Annotated in this window: 16 protein-coding genes; 10 read left to right on the top strand and 6 right to left on the bottom strand. The window is 51.5% G+C overall.

Annotated features, from left to right (window positions below; translation table 11 throughout):
- Positions 1–62: 62 nt before the first annotated feature.
- Entirely contained in the window at positions 63–656 is a 594-nt protein-coding gene (locus DTL42_RS11735) for a recombinase family protein (RefSeq protein ID WP_114368919.1), read from the bottom strand.
- Between the two features lie 441 nt (positions 657–1,097).
- Between DTL42_RS11735 and DTL42_RS11730 the strand changes: the two genes are divergently transcribed.
- On the top strand, positions 1,098–2,069 hold the full coding sequence (locus tag DTL42_RS11730) for a trypsin-like serine peptidase (protein WP_114368918.1): 972 nt from the start codon (positions 1,098–1,100) through the stop codon (positions 2,067–2,069).
- Here DTL42_RS11730 and DTL42_RS11725 read toward each other — a convergent pair.
- The 4 genes from DTL42_RS11725 to DTL42_RS11705 are packed head-to-tail and all read right to left on the bottom strand — an operon-like array spanning position 2,066 to position 7,606.
- Positions 2,066–4,564, bottom strand: a complete 2,499-nt coding sequence (locus tag DTL42_RS11725) for an effector-associated domain EAD1-containing protein (RefSeq protein ID WP_114368917.1) — start codon at positions 4,562–4,564, stop codon at positions 2,066–2,068. The genes DTL42_RS11730 and DTL42_RS11725 overlap by 4 nt on opposite strands.
- On the bottom strand, positions 4,554–5,426 hold the full coding sequence (locus tag DTL42_RS11720; protein ID WP_114368916.1) for a hypothetical protein: 873 nt from the start codon (positions 5,424–5,426) through the stop codon (positions 4,554–4,556). The genes DTL42_RS11725 and DTL42_RS11720 overlap by 11 nt, the downstream gene beginning before the upstream one ends.
- Positions 5,427–5,445: 19 nt before the next feature.
- Complete coding sequence (locus tag DTL42_RS26000; RefSeq protein WP_147274256.1) at positions 5,446–6,381, bottom strand: TRAFAC clade GTPase domain-containing protein; 936 nt, start codon at positions 6,379–6,381, stop codon at positions 5,446–5,448.
- Positions 6,374–7,606: a GTPase-associated system all-helical protein GASH gene (locus tag DTL42_RS11705; protein WP_114368913.1), complete on the bottom strand. Its 1,233-nt coding sequence runs from the start codon at positions 7,604–7,606 to the stop codon at positions 6,374–6,376. The genes DTL42_RS26000 and DTL42_RS11705 overlap by 8 nt, the downstream gene beginning before the upstream one ends.
- A 569-nt stretch (positions 7,607–8,175) precedes the next feature.
- On the opposite strand from DTL42_RS11705, the gene DTL42_RS11700 reads away from it, so the two are divergent.
- Positions 8,176–8,832 (top strand): hypothetical protein, encoded by a 657-nt coding sequence (locus DTL42_RS11700; RefSeq protein ID WP_147274255.1) that lies wholly within the window; start codon positions 8,176–8,178, stop codon positions 8,830–8,832.
- A 161-nt stretch (positions 8,833–8,993) separates the two neighbouring features.
- On the opposite strand, the gene DTL42_RS11695 is transcribed toward DTL42_RS11700, so the two are convergent.
- Positions 8,994–9,590 (bottom strand): helix-turn-helix domain-containing protein, encoded by a 597-nt coding sequence (locus DTL42_RS11695; protein WP_158545339.1) that lies wholly within the window; start codon positions 9,588–9,590, stop codon positions 8,994–8,996.
- A 713-nt stretch (positions 9,591–10,303) separates the two neighbouring features.
- Between DTL42_RS11695 and DTL42_RS11685 the strand changes: the two genes are divergently transcribed.
- The 8 genes from DTL42_RS11685 (at position 10,304) to DTL42_RS27130 (ending at position 18,366) form a co-directional block, all read left to right on the top strand.
- Positions 10,304–10,774 (top strand): DUF1569 domain-containing protein, encoded by a 471-nt coding sequence (locus DTL42_RS11685; protein ID WP_234824176.1) that lies wholly within the window; start codon positions 10,304–10,306, stop codon positions 10,772–10,774.
- 274 nt (positions 10,775–11,048) lie between these two features.
- Positions 11,049–12,152 (top strand): glycine cleavage system aminomethyltransferase GcvT, encoded by a 1,104-nt coding sequence (gene gcvT, locus DTL42_RS11680; RefSeq protein ID WP_114368909.1) that lies wholly within the window; start codon positions 11,049–11,051, stop codon positions 12,150–12,152.
- 75 nt (positions 12,153–12,227) lie between these two features.
- Positions 12,228–12,623 carry a glycine cleavage system protein GcvH gene (gene gcvH / locus DTL42_RS11675; RefSeq protein ID WP_114368908.1) on the top strand — a complete coding sequence of 132 codons (396 nt, stop codon included), beginning with the start codon at positions 12,228–12,230 and terminating at the stop codon, positions 12,621–12,623.
- Between the two features lie 122 nt (positions 12,624–12,745).
- On the top strand, positions 12,746–14,119 hold the full coding sequence (gcvPA, locus tag DTL42_RS11670) for an aminomethyl-transferring glycine dehydrogenase subunit GcvPA (protein ID WP_114368907.1): 1,374 nt from the start codon (positions 12,746–12,748) through the stop codon (positions 14,117–14,119).
- Positions 14,112–15,572, top strand: coding sequence for an aminomethyl-transferring glycine dehydrogenase subunit GcvPB (gene gcvPB, locus DTL42_RS11665; RefSeq protein ID WP_114368906.1), 1,461 nt, complete (start codon positions 14,112–14,114; stop codon positions 15,570–15,572). Before gcvPA ends, gcvPB begins: the two co-directional genes overlap by 8 nt.
- 114 nt (positions 15,573–15,686) lie before the next feature.
- The gene (locus tag DTL42_RS11660) at positions 15,687–16,427 is read left to right on the top strand and encodes a lipoate--protein ligase family protein (RefSeq protein WP_114368905.1); all 741 of its coding nucleotides are present in this window, start codon (positions 15,687–15,689) and stop codon (positions 16,425–16,427) included.
- Between the two features lie 370 nt (positions 16,428–16,797).
- Entirely contained in the window at positions 16,798–17,490 is a 693-nt protein-coding gene (locus tag DTL42_RS11655; RefSeq protein WP_114368904.1) for an FHA domain-containing protein, read from the top strand.
- Positions 17,491–17,757: 267 nt separating this feature from the next.
- On the top strand, positions 17,758–18,366 hold the full coding sequence (locus DTL42_RS27130) for an RNA polymerase sigma factor (RefSeq protein ID WP_114368903.1): 609 nt from the start codon (positions 17,758–17,760) through the stop codon (positions 18,364–18,366).
- The last annotated feature ends 36 nt before the right edge of the window (positions 18,367–18,402 follow it).

The raw sequence follows: 18,402 nt of genomic DNA, 5'->3' as shown, positions 1-18,402 counted from the left end.
GCAGGCGTCCGTTCCCACTGGACAATCGAGTCAAAAAAGAGATGCCTGACGGGAGGGAGCGACTATGGTGTTTCCAGAATGCTGTAGATCGTCGGACGCGACAATCCCACGGCCTTTGCAATCGCAGTGATTGGTTCGCCCGCAGCCTTCATCGCTAAAACTGCCTTTTCCTGCGTTGATGTAACCTTTTTCCGTTTGCCCGCCTGAGAGCCTCCCCAGCGTTTTCCCTTTGCTCGGGCAGCAGCTTGGCCAGCGGCTACCCTCTCACCACGCAATTCGGTTTCGTATTGAGCGACGCTCGCGAGCATATTCGCCATCAGCCGACCGGCTGAGGTAGAGAGATCGACTCCATCTTTGAGGCTGACAAAGTTGATGTTCCGGTCTTGGAATTCGTCGAAGAGCGAAGCAAGGCCGCTGACCGTGCGTCCCAATCGATCGATTCTCCAGACGACTACCTGGAAGATTTTGCCCATCCGTAGTGCGAATTCCAATTCATTCCAAGCAGGACGGTTCATCCGCTTTCCAGTTGCTTTATCCCGATACCACTTGATCCTTCCGTTTTGTGCGTCCGCCCATTGTTGGAGGTCGGGTTCCTGGGATCTGAAATCTTGTTGTTGCGTAGAAACGCGTACGTAAATCGCGATTGTCTTGGCCATCGGTTTTCCCTGATTTCCTAGAAAGTCCTACAGCTAGTGTCCTTTGGTACGCCGACAGGTGTCACGAATCGATGAATTCGACCTGAGGCTTTGCCTGAAAACTGAGTCAGTTTCAGAACCTTCAGTGGCAACAGTGGCGTTGGTCTTGTTGGACGTGAAAGTGAACGTATGTTCACTTGATTCTCGGTTCAGAGAGTATCGGGCGTCAAGAATGGATTACAATTCATTCGTTTCAAGAAAGAAGAGCGATTGGCTCCTGAAAACACGGCACGTTGGAGTAGCGAACTCAGGGATAATCAAACTTTACGCCGAGCACTTAGTTGTAGTGTTGGCAATTGAAGGAGCTTCTTCTATACAACGTGGATCCCATGTTAATGATCCCTTTGTGGATTTGATATCATCAGTTGTCGTTGCAGGGGTTGGATATCGCAGGAGAGTTAGATGTATCGAGTGCCGAATGAGTTGGTCGAAATTTTCGCGAGTCTTATTGATGACAGTAAAGTTATCAAGTACGTAGCGGACCAAGCTGGATTGCCTCTTGGGATGATCGATTTTGGTGGCCCTACGAAGGTTGTTTGGCAAAACGTACTGAAGGAGGCTCGCAAGCAGGAGATGTTGGAGTCGCTGATTAGCGTCGCGTCCAGTGAGTATCCAGCCGCAAATTGGAAAAACATTGAACAGATTCTGCAAGACACGAACGAAATTCGTGCAATCTCGGCACTTGGAATTGCTGATTCGGATTGGCAAGGAAAGCGAAGCCGAATTGAGCTTGAAAAGATTACCGGAAAAGAGCCAACGTTTCTGCCACTCCATTTCCTTGAAATGGGGCAATTTAGGGCTAAATCGGTAGCACTGGTTCAACTGGGCCAGACCGCGGGCACTGGTTTTTTGATAAGCAATAATCTGTTGATTACGAATAATCACGTAATCAGTGACGAGGAAGATGCTCGAAAAGCGTCGGTGATTTTTAATTACCAACATAATCTCAACGGTTCGTTGGCAGCGACATCGACGTTTTCTCTTAAACCTGAACTCGGATTTGCTACTTCAGCGTCGCACGATTGGACGGCGGTTCGAATCGATGGGGATGCGAATAAAGAGTGGGGTGAGATCCCATTGATGGGATGCAGCGTCAAAGAAGGTGACTACGTCAATATTATTCAACACCCATTGGCGAAACCCAAAGTAGTGGCTCTATATCACAACGTAGTTGTGTATTCAAACGAAGACAGGGTCCAATACCTGACAGACACATTGCCGGGCTCTTCCGGGTCGCCAGTTTTTCAATCAGACTGGACGCTGGTGGCGCTCCATCATGCGGGAGGAGATTTGATGAATGATGGAAGCGTCAGAAATCAGGGCATCGCGGTTCAGCGTTTACTAAAGGATTTAAAGGCAACACAACTCATTTAGGGAATTGTTTCGTCAAGCATTCGCAGATGAGTGTTGTTTCGATAGTCACTCAAGGAAGCTTTAAGCAGTGATTTGATGGTTAGCTCACCACTCTGAGAACCGTTTCTTAAACCATGGAGGCACTGGCGCCACTGATTGGTGGCAGTGCCTTCGCTCACCAAGTCAGCGGGATTCCCGCTTGCACGCTCCCAAATACCGCTAGTTCTTGGTCCATTTGAATAGAGTCCCGTTAGAGTCGTTTCCACTTCATGCCACCATTCGTCTGGGGAGACGCGAACTGCAATTCCGCCAAATTGGTATCGCTGGATCCAATTCAACAGATCAGGAAATTGGCTTACGGCGGGACGAAGATCTTGCCGTCTATACCAATTGACGTCGTTTGCGAGAGATGACGCAACACCTTCCCAGTGTCGATCACGAACAAACTTGCCGAGTATGATCGCGTCGATATTCGAAACTGGCTGGTTCCGGGCAAGGTAAGTCGATCGCCAACTCTCAAAGTCTTGTTCGCCAAGCTGATTTAGCGTGTCGAAGGCATTTACAACCTTATTCAAGGCCCTTTCCCCCTCACTTGGAAGCAGCCGATTTCGAAAATCTGGATGCACGATTGCCCCGAGTAGTGGAGGTTCAACCTCGTCGGCGCGAATCTCGCCTTCGTGGATACGGTCAATCATTGCTGTTGCCGTTGACTTGAGGAAACCGGGATTTGCGACAGGGTCCATTTTGTCCCAGAGTTTCGGACGATTCTTAGCATCTATGATGTTGGAAAATCTTGTCTTGGATAACGCTCTCTGATACGCAGGGTCCAATTCGTCTGTCAAGAGTAGCTGGATTGAATCTTCAATTGCGACCTCAATCAGATTCAGGGAATCGGGATTGGCGGGCGAGAGTGTGATGATATCGCAGATGACTCTACGCCAAGCGCTAGAATTGGCGTCAAAGTGAATTGGCAACAACTGTGGATTTTCAGCACAGCACTCAGCGGCGACTGCGGACAACTGCTCGTTCTCAATTTGCCCAACAGTTTGGAGGAATTTATCAATGTCTACTCTGGCCCTTAAGCGTTTGAGAGATTTACGCAACTCACTTGGACTCCAGCTATTTTGAAGCTCTTGAACTGCGTTGCGAATAGATGAGTGGGCCGCCAGACCAACAGCATGAAGTTCAGGCAATCTCTGCTTCTTCGCTATATTGCATAATTGAATGCCCAAATCATTGGTAACATTATTTGGGGCGGTCACTGCCAACACGTGATCGTGTTGCTTAATGTTTGGCATCAGTGTTGCCGCCTCAACTGCAAGATCGGGGCTTTCCGAAAATAGGTTCCAGACGCGACCTGCAACTACATCGGAACAGACATTGGAATACTTCGCGAAGCCAGAAATTGTTCCTTCCGCCCAGTCTCTGTCCGAGTGATAAACCGCTTCTAGAACGAGTTCCGCTAGAGTGCCGATATTCGACGAGCTATCTTCGAGGCAAACCTGGATGCCCTCGAAAAAGGCACTTTTTGCCATTTTGGAGGCTTCGAGTTGAGCAAAGTCGATGTTTCTAACAAGTTTCATCGCATCAAGGCTTCCTGACTTTATGCGACTGCAAATTTCGTTTACTACTCGCGTCCTCGCGTCGATTCCGAGCTTTGATTGAGGACTTAAAACCCCTAGGTTTCTAAGAAGTTTTGTCGCTTCTAGATTAGTTGACGACTCCAGGTTTTGAAGCGTGTTATGACATGCACAGGCTCTTCTGAGCTCAGGAAATCCATTGATCGAGATGCCCAACTCATCCATGGATTGATTTATCTGAAATCGAACCGACGGATTAAGGAAGTAGAGTTCGGTCGTTGGGTCCAATGCTCCAGATCGCAATGGGCCTTCAGTGACTAGTTTAATGGTCCACTTGCTTGCCAGTGCAATCGGGCAATAAAGCACAGAGTAGCCATCCTTGTTGCCAACGCTTGGATCGCAGACAAACGCGAAGCCTAGTTTGCGTCTGATAGAGGGTGGGATAAGGGACCATAATTCTGCTACGGCTTCGGTGAAATTGTCCATTCCTGCCCAGACGACAGGGCGATCGGAATTGTCGAGCAACGACTCAATTAGCATCCCAGATAATTGAACTTTTGTGTCTGAATTTGATGAACCGGGAAGTGGGAAATCAAGACCAGAGTACTGGACGGGCGTTACAGAAGGATCTGGGAGTAGGTCTAACAGGCTACGAAAACTAGGGACCTGAATTACTTCGTCTAGAGGAAAGAACGCGGCAGTGGTTGCGGCCATGCCCGGGCGGCTTGCATTCGTGTCACGAATTGTCTTCGTTAACACAAAATAGTCGTCGATCGCACGTGCCCGATACATTGGGGAGGAGCCGAGGCTATCGGGAAGACCCCACGCAAGGTCAGTTATCTGGAGGGTTTTCTCAACAACAGAGGCCTGAAACGAGGAAATCTTTAACGCGTGTGCTCCCTTCTTGTCGCCATATGCTGCAAATTCAACTTTCATGTGTTTCAGTCAATTCGAGTAGTTTGGAAATGGGAAGGGTGAGATCATCGACCTGACTTCCGTCAGTGTCGATGGAGAACCCAAATTCCTCTGGCCCTCTCTTTTTGAAATCCTCGTCCGGCTTATTTTGGTCCAATGGCTTCCCAGTTGAGGAAAGGCCCATCACGAATTGACTTTCGTTAACCCAGTTCGATTCCAGGAACTGGTAGATCAATGGAGCCTTGTCGCCTAGAAGAGATTCGGGAACTACGTTTGGCTTGTCGCAGACTTCATCCCAGCATGACAGTACTACTCCAATTTTGGGCTTCAAAGTTGGGCTCGAAATGTCAATATTAGCAGCGTTGAGAAGGATCTGGAGTAGTTCGATAACTTTCGCTTGACCAGTTAGTTCGTCAATGACTGCTTCAGCATTTAACTCCGTTGTTTCCACATCGTCTGCCGCCGGAATATCTGTATCGATGGGAGCAGAAAGAATGTCTTTGTGCTGAGGCATAATTCCAAGACGCACAAAGAGAAGCCAAGCGTCGGCGGATGAAACGCGGTCTTGCCACTCCTGATTGATTTGTCTCTTTGTGACCAGCCTGTGGAGTTGTTCTCCGTCGTAGTCTGGCCAAGTGATATCAATATCCCTGCCGCCGCAACTCAATGGAAGCATGCATTCAAGATAGGTGTCCGTTGACGTATGAATTGCTGCTATTCCCTGATTTAGCCTTTCTAGTCCTGCCTGAAAAAGCGAAGTGCTTTCCGGTGCCTGGCGTAAGGAGATTGCCCCTTTTTTCGTTCGAAGTCGACCGAAAAGTTGTATCGCGAAGTGCGACTTGCCCGTGTTGGGACCACCGAGGACGGCAATGGACTTGGACATAGATTTGTTGGGCATGAGACTAGACAGAACGAAAGGTGAAAAAGGGGTTGTCGGCACGTATAGGTACTTTGATCGTGATTCTAGTTCCCTGGAAGTCGAGGCGGCCTAACAGTTCCTTGGCAACCGTCTGAATCCCCAAATGGTCGTCTTCATAAACCGAAATGTTAAAGTGCTTGGCCGCAGGAAGGTAATCCGCGAGTCGAGTCGAAATCTGTTCGTGGATAATCGGGTCCAACTGAATGTCATGTTTCGACCAGATTATCAATACTCGTTTGTCTTCGACTTCATCTGCAAGGCGTTGTGCAAGTTGGGTTATAGAATTTCGCGTGGTTCCGACATTCTCGCCAGCCAACTCTTCGCAATCGATGAAAAACAGAATTGAGTCAGAGAATTTTGCTATCCATCGGGCCCCCTTCGCGTTTTCGGCACTGCGATTGGTGCTCCAGTTGGAGAACCATTCTCCAGGGGCATCCGTAAACAGATAGTCTTCGAGGCGATTCCTTGAATTCCGAAACGCAAGATGGAGTAGGCCTGGGACACGGTCCTCAGTGTTGGGCGTATGCCGAGGGAACATCGCTGGCGTTTCGTTTGGATATCGAAGATTGTTAGCGAGGCTTTCCCACGCACTTAACGAAAATGAACCTGAAAATCGCTTGTCGGGTATACGAGCCCCTTGAAAAAGCTTCAGGTATACGGAAGTGAGGAAGGTTGTCTTGCCTGAATTATGTGTTCCAACTAATCCAATCAAGTGAGGTCGCCCGCGAGCGGCAACGTGCTGTAAGTCCGCGAGTCCAAGTACGCTCCCATGCCAAGGAATAGGGCTGTCATAATCAGCTTTGCTTGTTGTCGCGTCTTCGCTGGATTCGTAGTACTGGCAATCTTTGGGATAAAGTTCACCCCTTTGACAACCAGTTCGAAGGTCACAGTCAGTTTCACTGCAATGGTGCTTATTCATCGGATTCTCCCGCATCATACGAATCCGCCACGTAGATCAGTTGAAGTTCACGAAAGAACAACTGTGCAATTTCCGCAAGTGACAGCTCGTTAGTTCCGATTGAGAGATCGTTTTCAATGTTATCTAGAGCATTTGTGTCAGCGAGCGTACGCTTAAGCGCACCAAGTAAACCGCATCTTCCGGGAAGATCGGGGACATCTTCGACGGCTTGGGCTACGATTTCTTGAAACTCTTTGGCGACGAGAGCGTCGATCACCGGACGAATAGTTGTCTTTTTCGTTCGATGAGCGGCGTCACTTACCATAGATGCCAAATAGTGCTCAACAGAATGCGGGCAGAGAACAGGTGCGAGCCGATGGACGTCCAGTGCCAACAGGAAAGGCATCGCCAATTTGGGAATGTCGCTAAAGCCCGTCGATGTCGATAAACAGAATTTTGATTGACCCCACCAGAGTAGGTCAGTCTTGCGAGAGACGACGAGCATCTCGTCATTGAATTGTCTTGTAAGGTCCTCTGCGATATTGAATAGGTTTCGCTGAGCTGGTTGAACTAGGCTATTGATGGCAAGTGCAACTGCACGGCCAACTTTCTGGCTAAATACTGATGACCATTGTTGATTGCTAGCCGGCCAAGTCGGATTGGCTCCCTCAATTGCACCTTCCGTGCCTTCTGGTCCACATGCTGCCAAGATATTCGCAGTCAGACTTTTTTCGTTCACCTGTAGAATCTTGAGTTGCTCCTCATGCAATTCTATTTGGGGAACATTTGTCCACGCCTCGATAGCCTTGGACTCAAGTTTTTCAACTGCAAGATCGATTAACTGCTGACAAGAACTCGCCTCGGGACCGAGGTTAGAGTATTTGGACTCGGATTTGGCTGTCAGTCCGATGATTACTAATTGGTCGTCGTCATTCGCTAGTCGCCCGATCGCCTCCCAGAGAACTGCTCGCAATATGGAAATCGGGCGGTCAGTGTGCTTGTTTCTGAAAAGTTTCCATTGAGCTTTAATTGCTTCTTCGACTTCATCCAATACTGGTTCTGCCGGCGCAACATCTTTGTCCAGGCCTACTCTGACGTAGCGTGCGAGCTGCCATGGATTCGACTCAAGTTCTGACTTTATGGATGCCGCTGCTTCCTCAAGGTTCGCATATCTTCCATCGTCGTCCCCAATGTCAAGCAACTGAAGACCCAGAAACGTGTTCAGAAAACTTCCTGGATTTGACATGTCATATCCTTCTTGCCAATAGATTAACCGTGCGTCAACGTGGGAATTGCTCTTGGGTGCGCCGTCAAACGCTGAGTTAGTCACGCAGCTTCGGATCGGGTTGGTTGGAAACGTCTGAAACTCAACGTCCTCGGGGGGGCGTGGCCGCGATCGTCTGCTCCTTGAGCAGGAAGACGCAACATACATATAGAGGGGGACGAAATCAATCAGGAGGTGAGAATGAGCGTCGCAAGCTATTTAATCTCATTGCCGTATGTTGCCAGCTGGGTTCTCGCTTGGGGGGTGCAGTTCACCTACAATTAACGCCATCAGGCCGGTGATCCGGATCCGTATATCCCAGCCCGATATCAATTTGATCGCTTGCTTCCCCAGATAAATCGGCAAAATTTCTCTCGAAGCGTCGCAAGCACACGCCACCCCCGCAGGGACTGTGGGGAGTGCTGCTTGTGCTATGTCGCTTCACGGGTTTTGCCGAACCTATCTGGGGACTGGTGTGGGTGGCCTCCCCGCCTGGCCCCTCCGAGCAAGCTGTTCTGAACACCATGTTTACCGCTTGCCTGGAGGAATCGATGACCGAAGAAGAAAAGCCAGAAGATCTCGACGCCAAGTACCAGCACCTTTGGGAAAAGAAGGATTCGCCGCCCCCGAACTCACTCACCCGGTTTATTCCCAGCTGGCCCATCTGTATCGCTGGTGTCGTACTTCTGATAACGATTGTGGTTCTTGTTTCGATGGGTGAGCTGGAATTCCGCCCCTCTTGGCCTGGAGGTTCGTCATCCTCCCCATCTCCGTCGTTCGTTTCCGTGAATGGAAACACGCCCAGAAGCGAGTCAGAAGCGTTTCGCGAATTGGTCAAGAATCGAGTCGGTTCAGAAGGATTGGAGTTCACCATCAATGACGACCTAGATCTCGATAGTCGAAAAATCATCCAGGTTCGGTTCGACATCGGTGACAACCTGACGGACGGAATGGTGAAGCGTGGGGCCATGATGGATATCGAAGCCATTCTGAAAGCAATCGACGAGTCGGGCATCTACTGCGGCGAAGTCACCGTCTTCGGTTCGTTTCCACTCACCGACAAGTACGGCGGCTCAAAAAGCGAAGTTGTCGTGAAGGCAACTTACTCTGGGACGGAGATCGACAAAGTTGACTGGAATGGATTCTTGACCGATAACGTCTATGAGATTGCCGACGACGTTTGGATGCATCCAGCGTTCCGCAACTAGGTCCGAGGCGAGGGCTTGGAGAGAGGGAAACAATAAGGGATATGTACTAACGATCTTCCACTGTCCAAGTCTGCGTATCAAATCCCTAGTATCGCGTAAATTACAGGCCCAAACGCATTTCTGTCTTGGGCCGACGGTCAAAAAACCGGACAACAATTTTTTTACTTGTTATCAGGTCGATTCTCCCAGTCGGAAATTGTTGAACGTGGGATGCCAAGTGCGTCTGAAACTTGGCGAAGGGTTAGTCCGTGTTCTCGCATTTCAAGTGCCTGACCGATCTTTGTTTTACGCCGATCATTCATGTATCCAGGTTTCGGAGGCGCTTTCGGCTTGGGACCAGGTTTGTTGCCATTTGCTCGCATTCCTCTTGCCGACTCCATTCCTCGGATTCCACCTTTTCCCATTCTCGGCGTGTCGAATGGCAGTATCGTTGTAACTGGCACTCCTCGGAATAGCTTTATCCACTCTTCAAACTCCGCTGCCGTCGGCATAGCGTAGTTGTCGTCAGGGTATCGGTTGCTTCTAATTGCTCGGTCAAGATCTTGATAGACAATGATAGCGTTCAGTTCTTCCGCAAGTTTGACGATTTCGTTCAGGGCCTTTCGATAATCTGAGTCGAAAATATAGCCGCGTGCGATTTCCCCAGGCGTGTCGATAATGTTCTCGTAAAAGAGCCATTCCAGTTTCTGGTGATTCCCTAGCAGTTGACTTGCCAGATGACTGGCCTGCGAACGCTCCGAAACGCGAGCAGCGTTCAAAAGTATTCTGTCGGTGGGTATGTCGAGAAGGGGCCATAGAAAGTCCCATGGGTTTCCAGGTGGAAAAAGATCGTGGACGTCTGAATACCTTACTCGGGCTGCTCTTCGCTTCTTTCGCTCTTTTCTCTCGCGATCTCGTCGTCTACTCATTACGCAATCCCTTCATGCGTACCCTGAAAAAGTGAGAAGGGGCAGGCGGCAGGGAATTCCGCTTTTCGGTTAGCTATACCTAGCCCCGTTGATTGTGATGTTAGAAGGTGAGTTGAAATCTGGCTTCTAAGCGGCTTAGGCAGCTGCGATTCCGCGTCTTGGATGCAAACCCAATAAAGCTGCTGGCTAAAGTGGCCGCTCACGACAAGCCGTCTCAGGAGCTTTAGTGGAGAAACGGTAGATAGAGAGCTATGAACCCTCTACCATGGCGAGGATTCCCGCTTTGATTGCGGGGTGTAGATCGGGCCATGCCTTTGCGATCTTGCCTAGTTCCGGGTCATTTAGAAGCAACTCATGACCAACAGCGTAGGAATTAACACACTCGCTGGTCAGAAGCCCTGTTTTTCCCGAGGAATTTAGAGGTTGTACGACTCCCCTAGGGGGTACTTCATCATCGCATGATGGAGCTTTAGGTGGCATAATGGCCCGGTTCGTCCGGGCTTTTTTTGTTTCTTGGCTGGTCTGGCTTGTTGTTTCGCTGGGTATTTTCGGGGTTAGGAACATTGACGGAATCTAAACTGCCGCTTCGAGAGCTTCATTTCACCGATCTGCCCTCTGCCGTCCGCGAGGCTGAGGGGTTGTTGGCAGGTGGCTACACGCAGATGGGCAATTGGACTTTGGGGCAGATCTGTTTTCACTTGCGGGTGGTGCAAGATTGTTCGATCGATGGGTATCCGTGGTACTTCGTGTTGTTTGCGCCTTTGCGGCCTATCGTGCGGCGGACGTTGTTGCCTCGGGTGCTGAAAGGGGATTCGCCACGCGGGATTCCGACGACATCGATCTATGTGCCAGGAAACGACTTGGACGATTCCGTCGAGGTCGCTGCGTTTGCGGAAAGTACCGAGCGGCTGCTCGGCCATACCGGTTCTTATCACCCTCATCCTGGATTTGGGCGGCTCGATCGTGAGTTGTGCGAGAAGATCTACGCCGGGCATGCCGCGCATCATCTGCGGTTTCTGCGCCCGGTGGGGTAATTTGGCTTGCACATGCCGATCGTGGTGACAGGGGCACAATTTAAACTGTATCCCCCAAGTTCTCACAAAGCTTGCCCCTGTTCACTCGCGCAGCATCGTATACAATCGCAAGCTATCACTGTTCCTTCGCTTATTGGCATCTTAGCTCGACTGAGCCCCGCGACGATCGCGGAGCAAGGTCACCGTCACTGGCTGTTTCCGAAATGGAAGCAAACCAGAGCACTTGCGGTGCGCGGTGACTTCGCAGGACGAGAACATACGAGACGTTCGACGGATGACGACCGACACACTGAAAAAGACTCCACTCTACAACTGGCATGCCGCGAACGGGGGGCGAATGGTCGACTTTACCGGCTGGTCGATGCCGGTTCAGTACACTTCGATCATTGACGAGCATAATGCGACCCGCAATTCGGTCGGCTTGTTCGATGTCTCGCATATGGCCCGCTTTCGCTTCGATGGGGCAGAGGCTTTGCCCTTTATCGATGGCTTGGTAACCCGGAAAGTGGCCGATCTGAAGCCAGGCCGCATCCGTTACGGCTTGGTCTGTAAAGAAGATGGCGGGATCTTAGACGACGTCCTCACCTATCATCTGCAGGACGTTGCTGGCCAATCTTATACCTGGATGGTGGTTAACGCCGGCAATCGCGAGAAGATCGCCGCTTGGATTAACGATCGTTTGCCGGAAGGTGTCACTTTTACCGACCATACCGAACAGACGGCCATGATTGCCGTGCAAGGGCCGCGGGCGATGGCCTTGGCTCAGGAAATTGTCGAAGGCGATCTTAACGAGCTGAAATATTATCAAGGGCGGGAAGCGACCATTCTCAGCCATCCTGGTTTGGTCAGCCGCACCGGGTATACCGGCGAAGATGGGGTCGAGCTAACTGTGCCAGCCGAAGTGGCGTTTGCCACGTGGGAAGCTTTGCACGTAGCGGCGGCAGAAGTAGGCGGCCATGCGGTCGGCTTGGGAGCCCGCGATACGCTGCGTCTGGAAGCCGCGATGCCCCTGTATGGACACGAGCTTTCTGAAGAAATCACCCCGCTGCAAGCCGGGCTAGGCTTTGCAATGTCGTGGGATCACGAGTTCATTGGCAAGTCTGCCTTGGAAGCGATCGATCAAGACTCGCTGCCGGTTCGGGTGGGCTTGGTGATGCAAGATCGGCGTGTGCCGCGTGAGCATTACCCGCTTTTCTCAGGTGACCAGCAAGTAGGCGAGGTGACCAGCGGTTCGCAGTCGCCCACACTTGGTGCTCCGATTGCCATGGGGTATGTGGCTCCTCAGTTTGCCGCCGACGGCACGCTGCTGGATGTCGACGTTCGCGGCAAGCGGCATGCGGCCAAGGTCGTCCCGCTTCCGTTCTACAAACGTAAGTAAGCTGGCTCGTCAGCATTTCATTAGCTTCCCTTTCCGAATATCAAACTCGCAGGTTTAGTTAGGAGTTTCCCGGTTATGTCCACGGACAATTTGCTTTTCGCCAAGACGCACGAATGGGTCAAAGTGGAAGAGTCGGACGGCGCCAAGATTGCCACGGTTGGTATCAGTGCTCACGCGATCGAAGCTCTGAACGACTTGGTTTATTTGGAATTGCCCGAAGTTGGCAAAGAAGTCACCGCTGGCGAATCTTTTGGTGAAATCGAATCTGTAAAAGCGGTTAGCGATATCTATGCTCCGGTTACAGGCGAAGTGATCGAAGCGAACACGGCTTTGCCAGATAACCTCGATTCGTTGCACGAAGATGCCTACATCAACGGTTGGATCGCCAAGATCAAGATCAGCGACGATACTGCCCTGGCCGACCTGATGGACAAAGCTGGTTACGAAAAGATGTGTGCGGAAGAAGGCTAAGGAAGCCTGCTTCGTTTGAAGTTTTCAGTTGGACGTGTTCAGAGAGGAACACTGCAGGAATTGCTCTCCTGCTTGCTGAAAACTGAACGCTGAAAACTGAATATTAAACTTGGATTTATTGAATGGCCTATCTCTATAACACGCCGGACGATCAGCATGCGATGCTGAAAGCGATTGGCGTCGATTCGATTGAAGCGTTGTTCAGCACGATCCCCGAAGACTTGCGTCTGAAACGTGATCTGGACTTGCCGCCGCAAATGGGTGAATTAGAACTGACGCAGCACTTGTCGGCCTTGGCTGGCAAGAACGCTTCGCCGGCGACGCATGCCTGTTTCCTCGGTGGTGGCAGTTACGATCACTTCGTGCCGGCGGCCGTCGATGCGTTGGCTTCGCGTGGCGAGTTCTACACCTCGTATACGCCGTACCAGCCGGAAGTTTCGCAGGGTAACTTGCAGGCCATGTTCGAGTACCAGACGCTCATCTGCGATCTGACTGGCATGGACCTTTCCAACGCTAGTCTGTACGACGGCGGCAGTGCCTTGGCCGAAGCGGTCATCATGGCATTGAACACCGGCAAGCGGGGCGAGAAGGTGGTAGTGCTGGGGACGGTTCACCCAGAGTATCGCCAGATTCTGCAGACCTACTTCACGCATCTGGGTATTGAGATTATCGAAATCCCTTGCGTCGACGGCATTGCCGATCTGGCCAAGGTGGAAGAGACCGTCAACGCCGAAACGAACTGCGTGGTGGTTCAGTCGCCGAACTTCTTTGGTGGAATCGAAGACGTTGCTGCGATTGCTGAGATAGTCCACAAGAACGACGCCGTCCTGATTCAAAGCTTCGATCCGATCAGCCTTGGTTTACTGAAGCGGCCGGGCGATTTGGGAGCGGACATTGCCGTGGCCGAAGGGCACTCGCTTGGTTCGGCGATGCAGTACGGTGGCCCTTACCTGGGGATCATGGCCTGTAACGACAAATTTGTGCGTCGTCTCCCGGGGCGTATCGTCGGCCAGACTGAAGACCGTCGCGGCAAACGATGCTGGGTGCTAACGCTCCAGACGCGCGAACAACACATTCGTCGCGAGAAGGCGACCAGTAACATTTGTACGAATCAAGGGTTGTTCGCTCTGCGGGCTTCGATCTACTTGGCGTTGCTGGGGCCTGGCGGCTTGAAGCAGTGTGCCACGCTCTGCACGCAGAAGGCCCACTATGCTCAAACGAAGTTAAGTGAAGTGGAACGTTTGGAACCAGTTTTCGCTGGTAGCCCGTTCTTCAAAGAGTTCGTCTTGCGAGACACCCAAGGCAACGTCGAGGGACTGTTGGCTGAAGCTCGCGAAGCAGGGTTCCTCGGTGGCGTACCGCTGGGCCAGTTCTTCCCCGAGATGAACGATTGCTTCCTGGTGTGCGTGACCGAGAAACGCACTAAGCAGGAAATCGACGCCCTGGCCCGCACTTTCTCCCTTATTCATTCCGGGAGCTCCACGATCCATGCGTAACCAACAAGCAACTCAATTGCTCTCCGAACTGTCGCACCCAGGCCGTACTGCGGTTACCTGGCCAGCGTGTGATGTGCCGGAACAGCCGATCGAAGACTTGATTCCTGGTAGCTACCTTTCGGACAAGGCTTTGCAATTGCCTGAATTGACCGAAGGGGAAGTGGTTCGGCACTACACGAACCTGTCGACCAAGAACATGTCGGTCGATACCCATTATTACCCGCTCGGGTCGTGTACCATGAAGTACAACCCGAAGCGGAACGAACGTTTGGCTTCGTTGCCAGGCATTGTCGACTTGCATCCTTACCAGGACGAAGCGACCATCCAAGGCATGCTGCAACTACTGTTTGAATTGCAGGGGATCTTCTCCGAGATTTCTGGCTTGCCGGCTTGTTCGCTGCAGCCTGCCGCAGGTGCCCATGGCGAACTAACCGCGTTGATGGTCGCTGCCAAGTACTTCAAGAGCATTGGCGAAGATCGTAAGGTGGTGCTGGCCCCGGACAGTTCTCACGGGACCAATCCGGCCAGTGCCCAGATGGCTGGTTTCAAAGCGGTTAGCATCAAAAGCGATCCGGCTGGCGGTGTCGACATGGACGACTTCCGCGCCAAGCTGACCGACGACATCGCTGTGCTAATGATCACCAACCCCAGCACGCTCGGCTTGTTCGAGAAGAACATGCGTGAAATCGCCGACGCGGTTCACGCCAAGGGTGGTCTTGTTTACTTGGATGGCGCCAACATGAACGCCATTCTCGGCATCGCTCGCCCAGGCGATTTCGGGGCCGACATGATGCACTACAACCCGCACAAGACCTTCAGTGGTCCTCATGGCGGCGGTGGTCCTGGTGCTGGTCCAATCTGTGTCGCCGACAAGCTCGAGCCGTTTCTGCCGTCGCCGGTTGTGGTGAAAGATGGCGAGAACTACAAGCTTAATTTCGATCGTCCCGAGTCGATCGGACGTGTGCGTAGCTTTTTTGGCAATGTTGGCGTGCTCGTGCGTGCTTACTGCTACATTCTTTCGCACGGCCCGGTCGGTTTGCGAGAGATTTCCGAGAATGCGGTTCTGAATGCTAATTATCTGCTCAGCCAGGTAAAGCACTTCCTTCCCGTTCCGCGTGGCGAACGCTGTATGCACGAGTTCGTGGCTTCCGCTGGTAAGCTGAAGCAAGAGCGTGGCATCACGGCCATGGATATCGGTAAACGACTGCTCGACTATGGGTTTCATGCTCCGACGGTTTACTTCCCCTTAACCGTGCCGGAAGCAATCATGATCGAACCGACTGAGACCGAAAGCAAGGAAACGCTCGACGCGTTTGTGCAAACCTTGTTTCGGATCACCGAAGAGGATGCCGAGTTGTTGCACGAGGCACCTCACTCGACACCGATCAGTCGGCCCAACGAAGTCCAGGCAGCACGTAGCCCTTGTCTGCGAGCTAATTTCTGCAGTTCCTAAACCGTCAGCGGTCTAAAGAATAAGTCAACGACATGCCCACGTTTACGTGGGCATGTTGCATGTAGGGACTTCTCTGGTTGGTTCCACAACCTAAGATGCTCGAGGAAATATCGCATGAATGAGATGCGTTTAATTGTCGATCCACCAGCTTTGGGAAGTTGGAACATGGCGGTCGACGAGGCGATTCTGAGAAATGCCGCAGAAACTGGCATGCCGACCCTCCGATTTTATCAGTGGAGCGAGCCCACGCTCTCGCTCGGGTATTTTCAGAAGTACGAAGATCGCTGGCAGCACGAAGCCAGTCGGGATTGTGCCTGTGTTCGCCGCGCTTCTGGGGGCGGAGCCATCATGCACGATCGAGAATTGACTTACAGCTTCGTGGCACCCGTTCATGATTCTCGGGCCGAGCAGTTCACACGGTGGTTTAACATCTTTCACGAGACGTTGATTGCAGTGCTGTCAGATTGGGGAATAAACGCCCACTTGAGCGGTAATCCGGAGCCAGGCTCACCAAGCGACCCTTTTCTTTGCTTTCAGCGACGGCACGAAGTTGATGTGATTGTGGATCGGTATAAGGTCTGCGGTAGCGCGCAAAGGAGGCACCAAGTGGCTATTTTGCAGCACGGAAGTGTGCTTTTGCAGCAATCGGTGGCTGCCCCTGAACTACCTGGGCTATGCGATTTGACGAAGAAAACCATTTCGCCCGACGAATTGACGCATGCCTGGTGCTCGGCCATTAAAAAGAAATTTCAGCGAAGTTATGCCGAGAAACCCCTCACTAAGGAGGAGTATCGATCCGCTCAGACTATCGATCAAGAGAAATTTGCCAATAAAGCCTGGACGCATAAGCGTTAATCAATGCGGTGGACTTGCGCCTTGCCTTTGTGTTAGTGGTGGAATATCTTTAATACAGGGAGAAAGCCTGAGTGCCGATAGTTAATAATGCAGGTTGGTTGCGAGCAGCTCTTTTTAAGCCTACGAACACGGTTGTCCGCACCCCCTGAAAAATTAGTTGCATTCCAGTTGGAAACCGTTATTTTGATGAGACTCGTCTGATTTAATTGGCACGTCATGTGTGAATCTTTTTACACCGTATGGCGCGTTGATTGCAGTTAAATCATTTGACCCTTCGGTCGGTTCGGTTAACTCCCAGTTAGTTCCTGTAAGATCGCCATTATTGAGTTTTTCAAAATGGGATTAGCCGTTGCACAGGAAGGATTTTCATATGCAAGTTATGCTTCGTGTTATCCAAGGACCAAGTGCCGGCAAGGAGTTTAAGCTCCCCGTCGACAACTTTGTCATTGGACGAGGTGACGGATGTCACCTAAAACCCAAAAGCGACATGGTAAGTCGCAGGCATTGTGCCCTCGCGGTTCGTGATTCCAAACTGTTTCTGGAGGACTTCGGAAGCAAGAATGGAACGTACGTCAACAACGAACGCGTTGAAGGTACCGTGGAATTGAAAATGGGGGATGAGCTTCGTGTTGGTCCGCTCGATTTTCTAATTCTGATTGATCACACCTTGGGCGCCGCCAAACGCTCTAAAGTTAGCAGTGTTTCGGAAGCTGCCAGCCGTGTGGCCCAATCTGGCGGCATTGGTAACGATGTGGCTAGTTGGTTGGAAGAAGCGGACGAAGAAGAGCGGATTCAGCGTCTGGATAACCCAGAAACACGCCAATTCCGCGTTGACGAAACTTCGACAACCGTTTCGCTAGACGATCTTCGCGAGATGGAAGAAGCGGAAGCCGCAGCCGAAGAAGGCAAAGACGAGAAGTCGAAGTCTGGCTTGCTCGGTATGTTCGGCTCGAAAAAGAAGAAAGCCTTTGGCAAGCTGCCGAAAATGGAATCGGCTGGTGCCAAAGACAGCCAAGCGGCTGCCAACGACGCAATTAAGCGTTTGATGGATAATCGTCGCTAGTAAACTTCAGATCTTTCCCCAAGTGGGAAGTGGTCTCCAGAACCCATAAATACGCTTCGTTATACTGCACAAAAAAAGCCGTCCTTATCAAGGGACGGCTTTTTTCGTTCTTGCCGTGGATCATTGGGCGAGAGGAAGGATCGCGTTCGATTCTTGGATTTATTGCTCGAAACCGACAAGAATTGCCGCTAAGCTAGGAATAAATGATCAAATCTCCCACGTTTCCTTTTTGCGGCGAAACTTTCTCTTGTCTCCGTCGGTATTGCTATGCAGAGTGGATTTGATCAGTCCAGGAGCGTCCCATTGACAAATTTCAGCCTGCTAGTCGACCAATGTATGGAGGGCGACCAGAGCGCAGTCTCTGAATTTGTTCAGCGATTTCGAAATCAGGTTTACCTGCTGTGCTACCGTATGCTTGGCGAGCATCACGAAGCCGAGGACATGGCCCAAGAGACGTTTCTGCGGGTGCTGAGAAATCTTGATCGCTGGGATCGGAGCAGACCGATCGAACCCTGGATCATGACAATCGCCGGGAATCGTTGCCGAACGCATCTGGCTCAGCGGAACCGCCGCCCGATCGCCGCCGAAACCCAGGATCATATTGAAGATCACCGCGGTGCCGACCAGCGTGGAGAACTGCTCGCCGAAGAAGTGCAATTGGCCTTGGCGCACGTCCGTGAAGAGTATCGCCAGGCATTCCTCTTGTTTCATGAACAGCAACTAAGCTATGGAGAAATTGCCGAACAATTGAATTGTCCGCTGGGAACCGTCAAGACTTGGGTTCACCGTGCCCGAAGAGAACTGGTACAGCGGCTTATTCATCGCGGCGTAGCACAGGAATACCGTGCGTCCCTCTCTACGAATAGAAGTAACTAGATTTAACTAAATCTCCCTCGACTTGGCCTAGGAACA

Origin of the sequence: Bremerella cremea (assembly GCF_003335505.1) — a bacterium.
GTDB lineage: Bacteria > Planctomycetota > Planctomycetia > Pirellulales > Pirellulaceae > Bremerella > Bremerella cremea_A.
This window is presented reverse-complemented; position numbering and strand designations above follow the sequence as displayed.

What these genes read in the sequence shown, in the direction of transcription:
- DTL42_RS11735 (WP_114368919.1), bottom strand. Translation starts at nt 656, where the DNA reads ATGGCCAAGACAATCGCGATTTACGTACGCGTTTCTACGCAACAACAA.
- DTL42_RS11730 (WP_114368918.1), top strand. Translation starts at nt 1,098, where the DNA reads ATGTATCGAGTGCCGAATGAGTTGGTCGAAATTTTCGCGAGTCTTATT.
- DTL42_RS11725 (WP_114368917.1), bottom strand. Translation starts at nt 4,564, where the DNA reads ATGAAAGTTGAATTTGCAGCATATGGCGACAAGAAGGGAGCACACGCG.
- DTL42_RS11720 (WP_114368916.1), bottom strand. Translation starts at nt 5,426, where the DNA reads ATGTCCAAGTCCATTGCCGTCCTCGGTGGTCCCAACACGGGCAAGTCG.
- DTL42_RS26000 (WP_147274256.1), bottom strand. Translation starts at nt 6,381, where the DNA reads ATGAATAAGCACCATTGCAGTGAAACTGACTGTGACCTTCGAACTGGT.
- DTL42_RS11705 (WP_114368913.1), bottom strand. Translation starts at nt 7,606, where the DNA reads ATGTCAAATCCAGGAAGTTTTCTGAACACGTTTCTGGGTCTTCAGTTG.
- DTL42_RS11700 (WP_147274255.1), top strand. Translation starts at nt 8,176, where the DNA reads ATGACCGAAGAAGAAAAGCCAGAAGATCTCGACGCCAAGTACCAGCAC.
- gcvT (WP_114368909.1), top strand. Translation starts at nt 11,049, where the DNA reads ATGACGACCGACACACTGAAAAAGACTCCACTCTACAACTGGCATGCC.
- gcvH (WP_114368908.1), top strand. Translation starts at nt 12,228, where the DNA reads ATGTCCACGGACAATTTGCTTTTCGCCAAGACGCACGAATGGGTCAAA.
- gcvPA (WP_114368907.1), top strand. Translation starts at nt 12,746, where the DNA reads ATGGCCTATCTCTATAACACGCCGGACGATCAGCATGCGATGCTGAAA.
- gcvPB (WP_114368906.1), top strand. Translation starts at nt 14,112, where the DNA reads ATGCGTAACCAACAAGCAACTCAATTGCTCTCCGAACTGTCGCACCCA.
- DTL42_RS11660 (WP_114368905.1), top strand. Translation starts at nt 15,687, where the DNA reads ATGAATGAGATGCGTTTAATTGTCGATCCACCAGCTTTGGGAAGTTGG.
- DTL42_RS11655 (WP_114368904.1), top strand. Translation starts at nt 16,798, where the DNA reads ATGCAAGTTATGCTTCGTGTTATCCAAGGACCAAGTGCCGGCAAGGAG.
- DTL42_RS27130 (WP_114368903.1), top strand. Translation starts at nt 17,758, where the DNA reads ATGCAGAGTGGATTTGATCAGTCCAGGAGCGTCCCATTGACAAATTTC.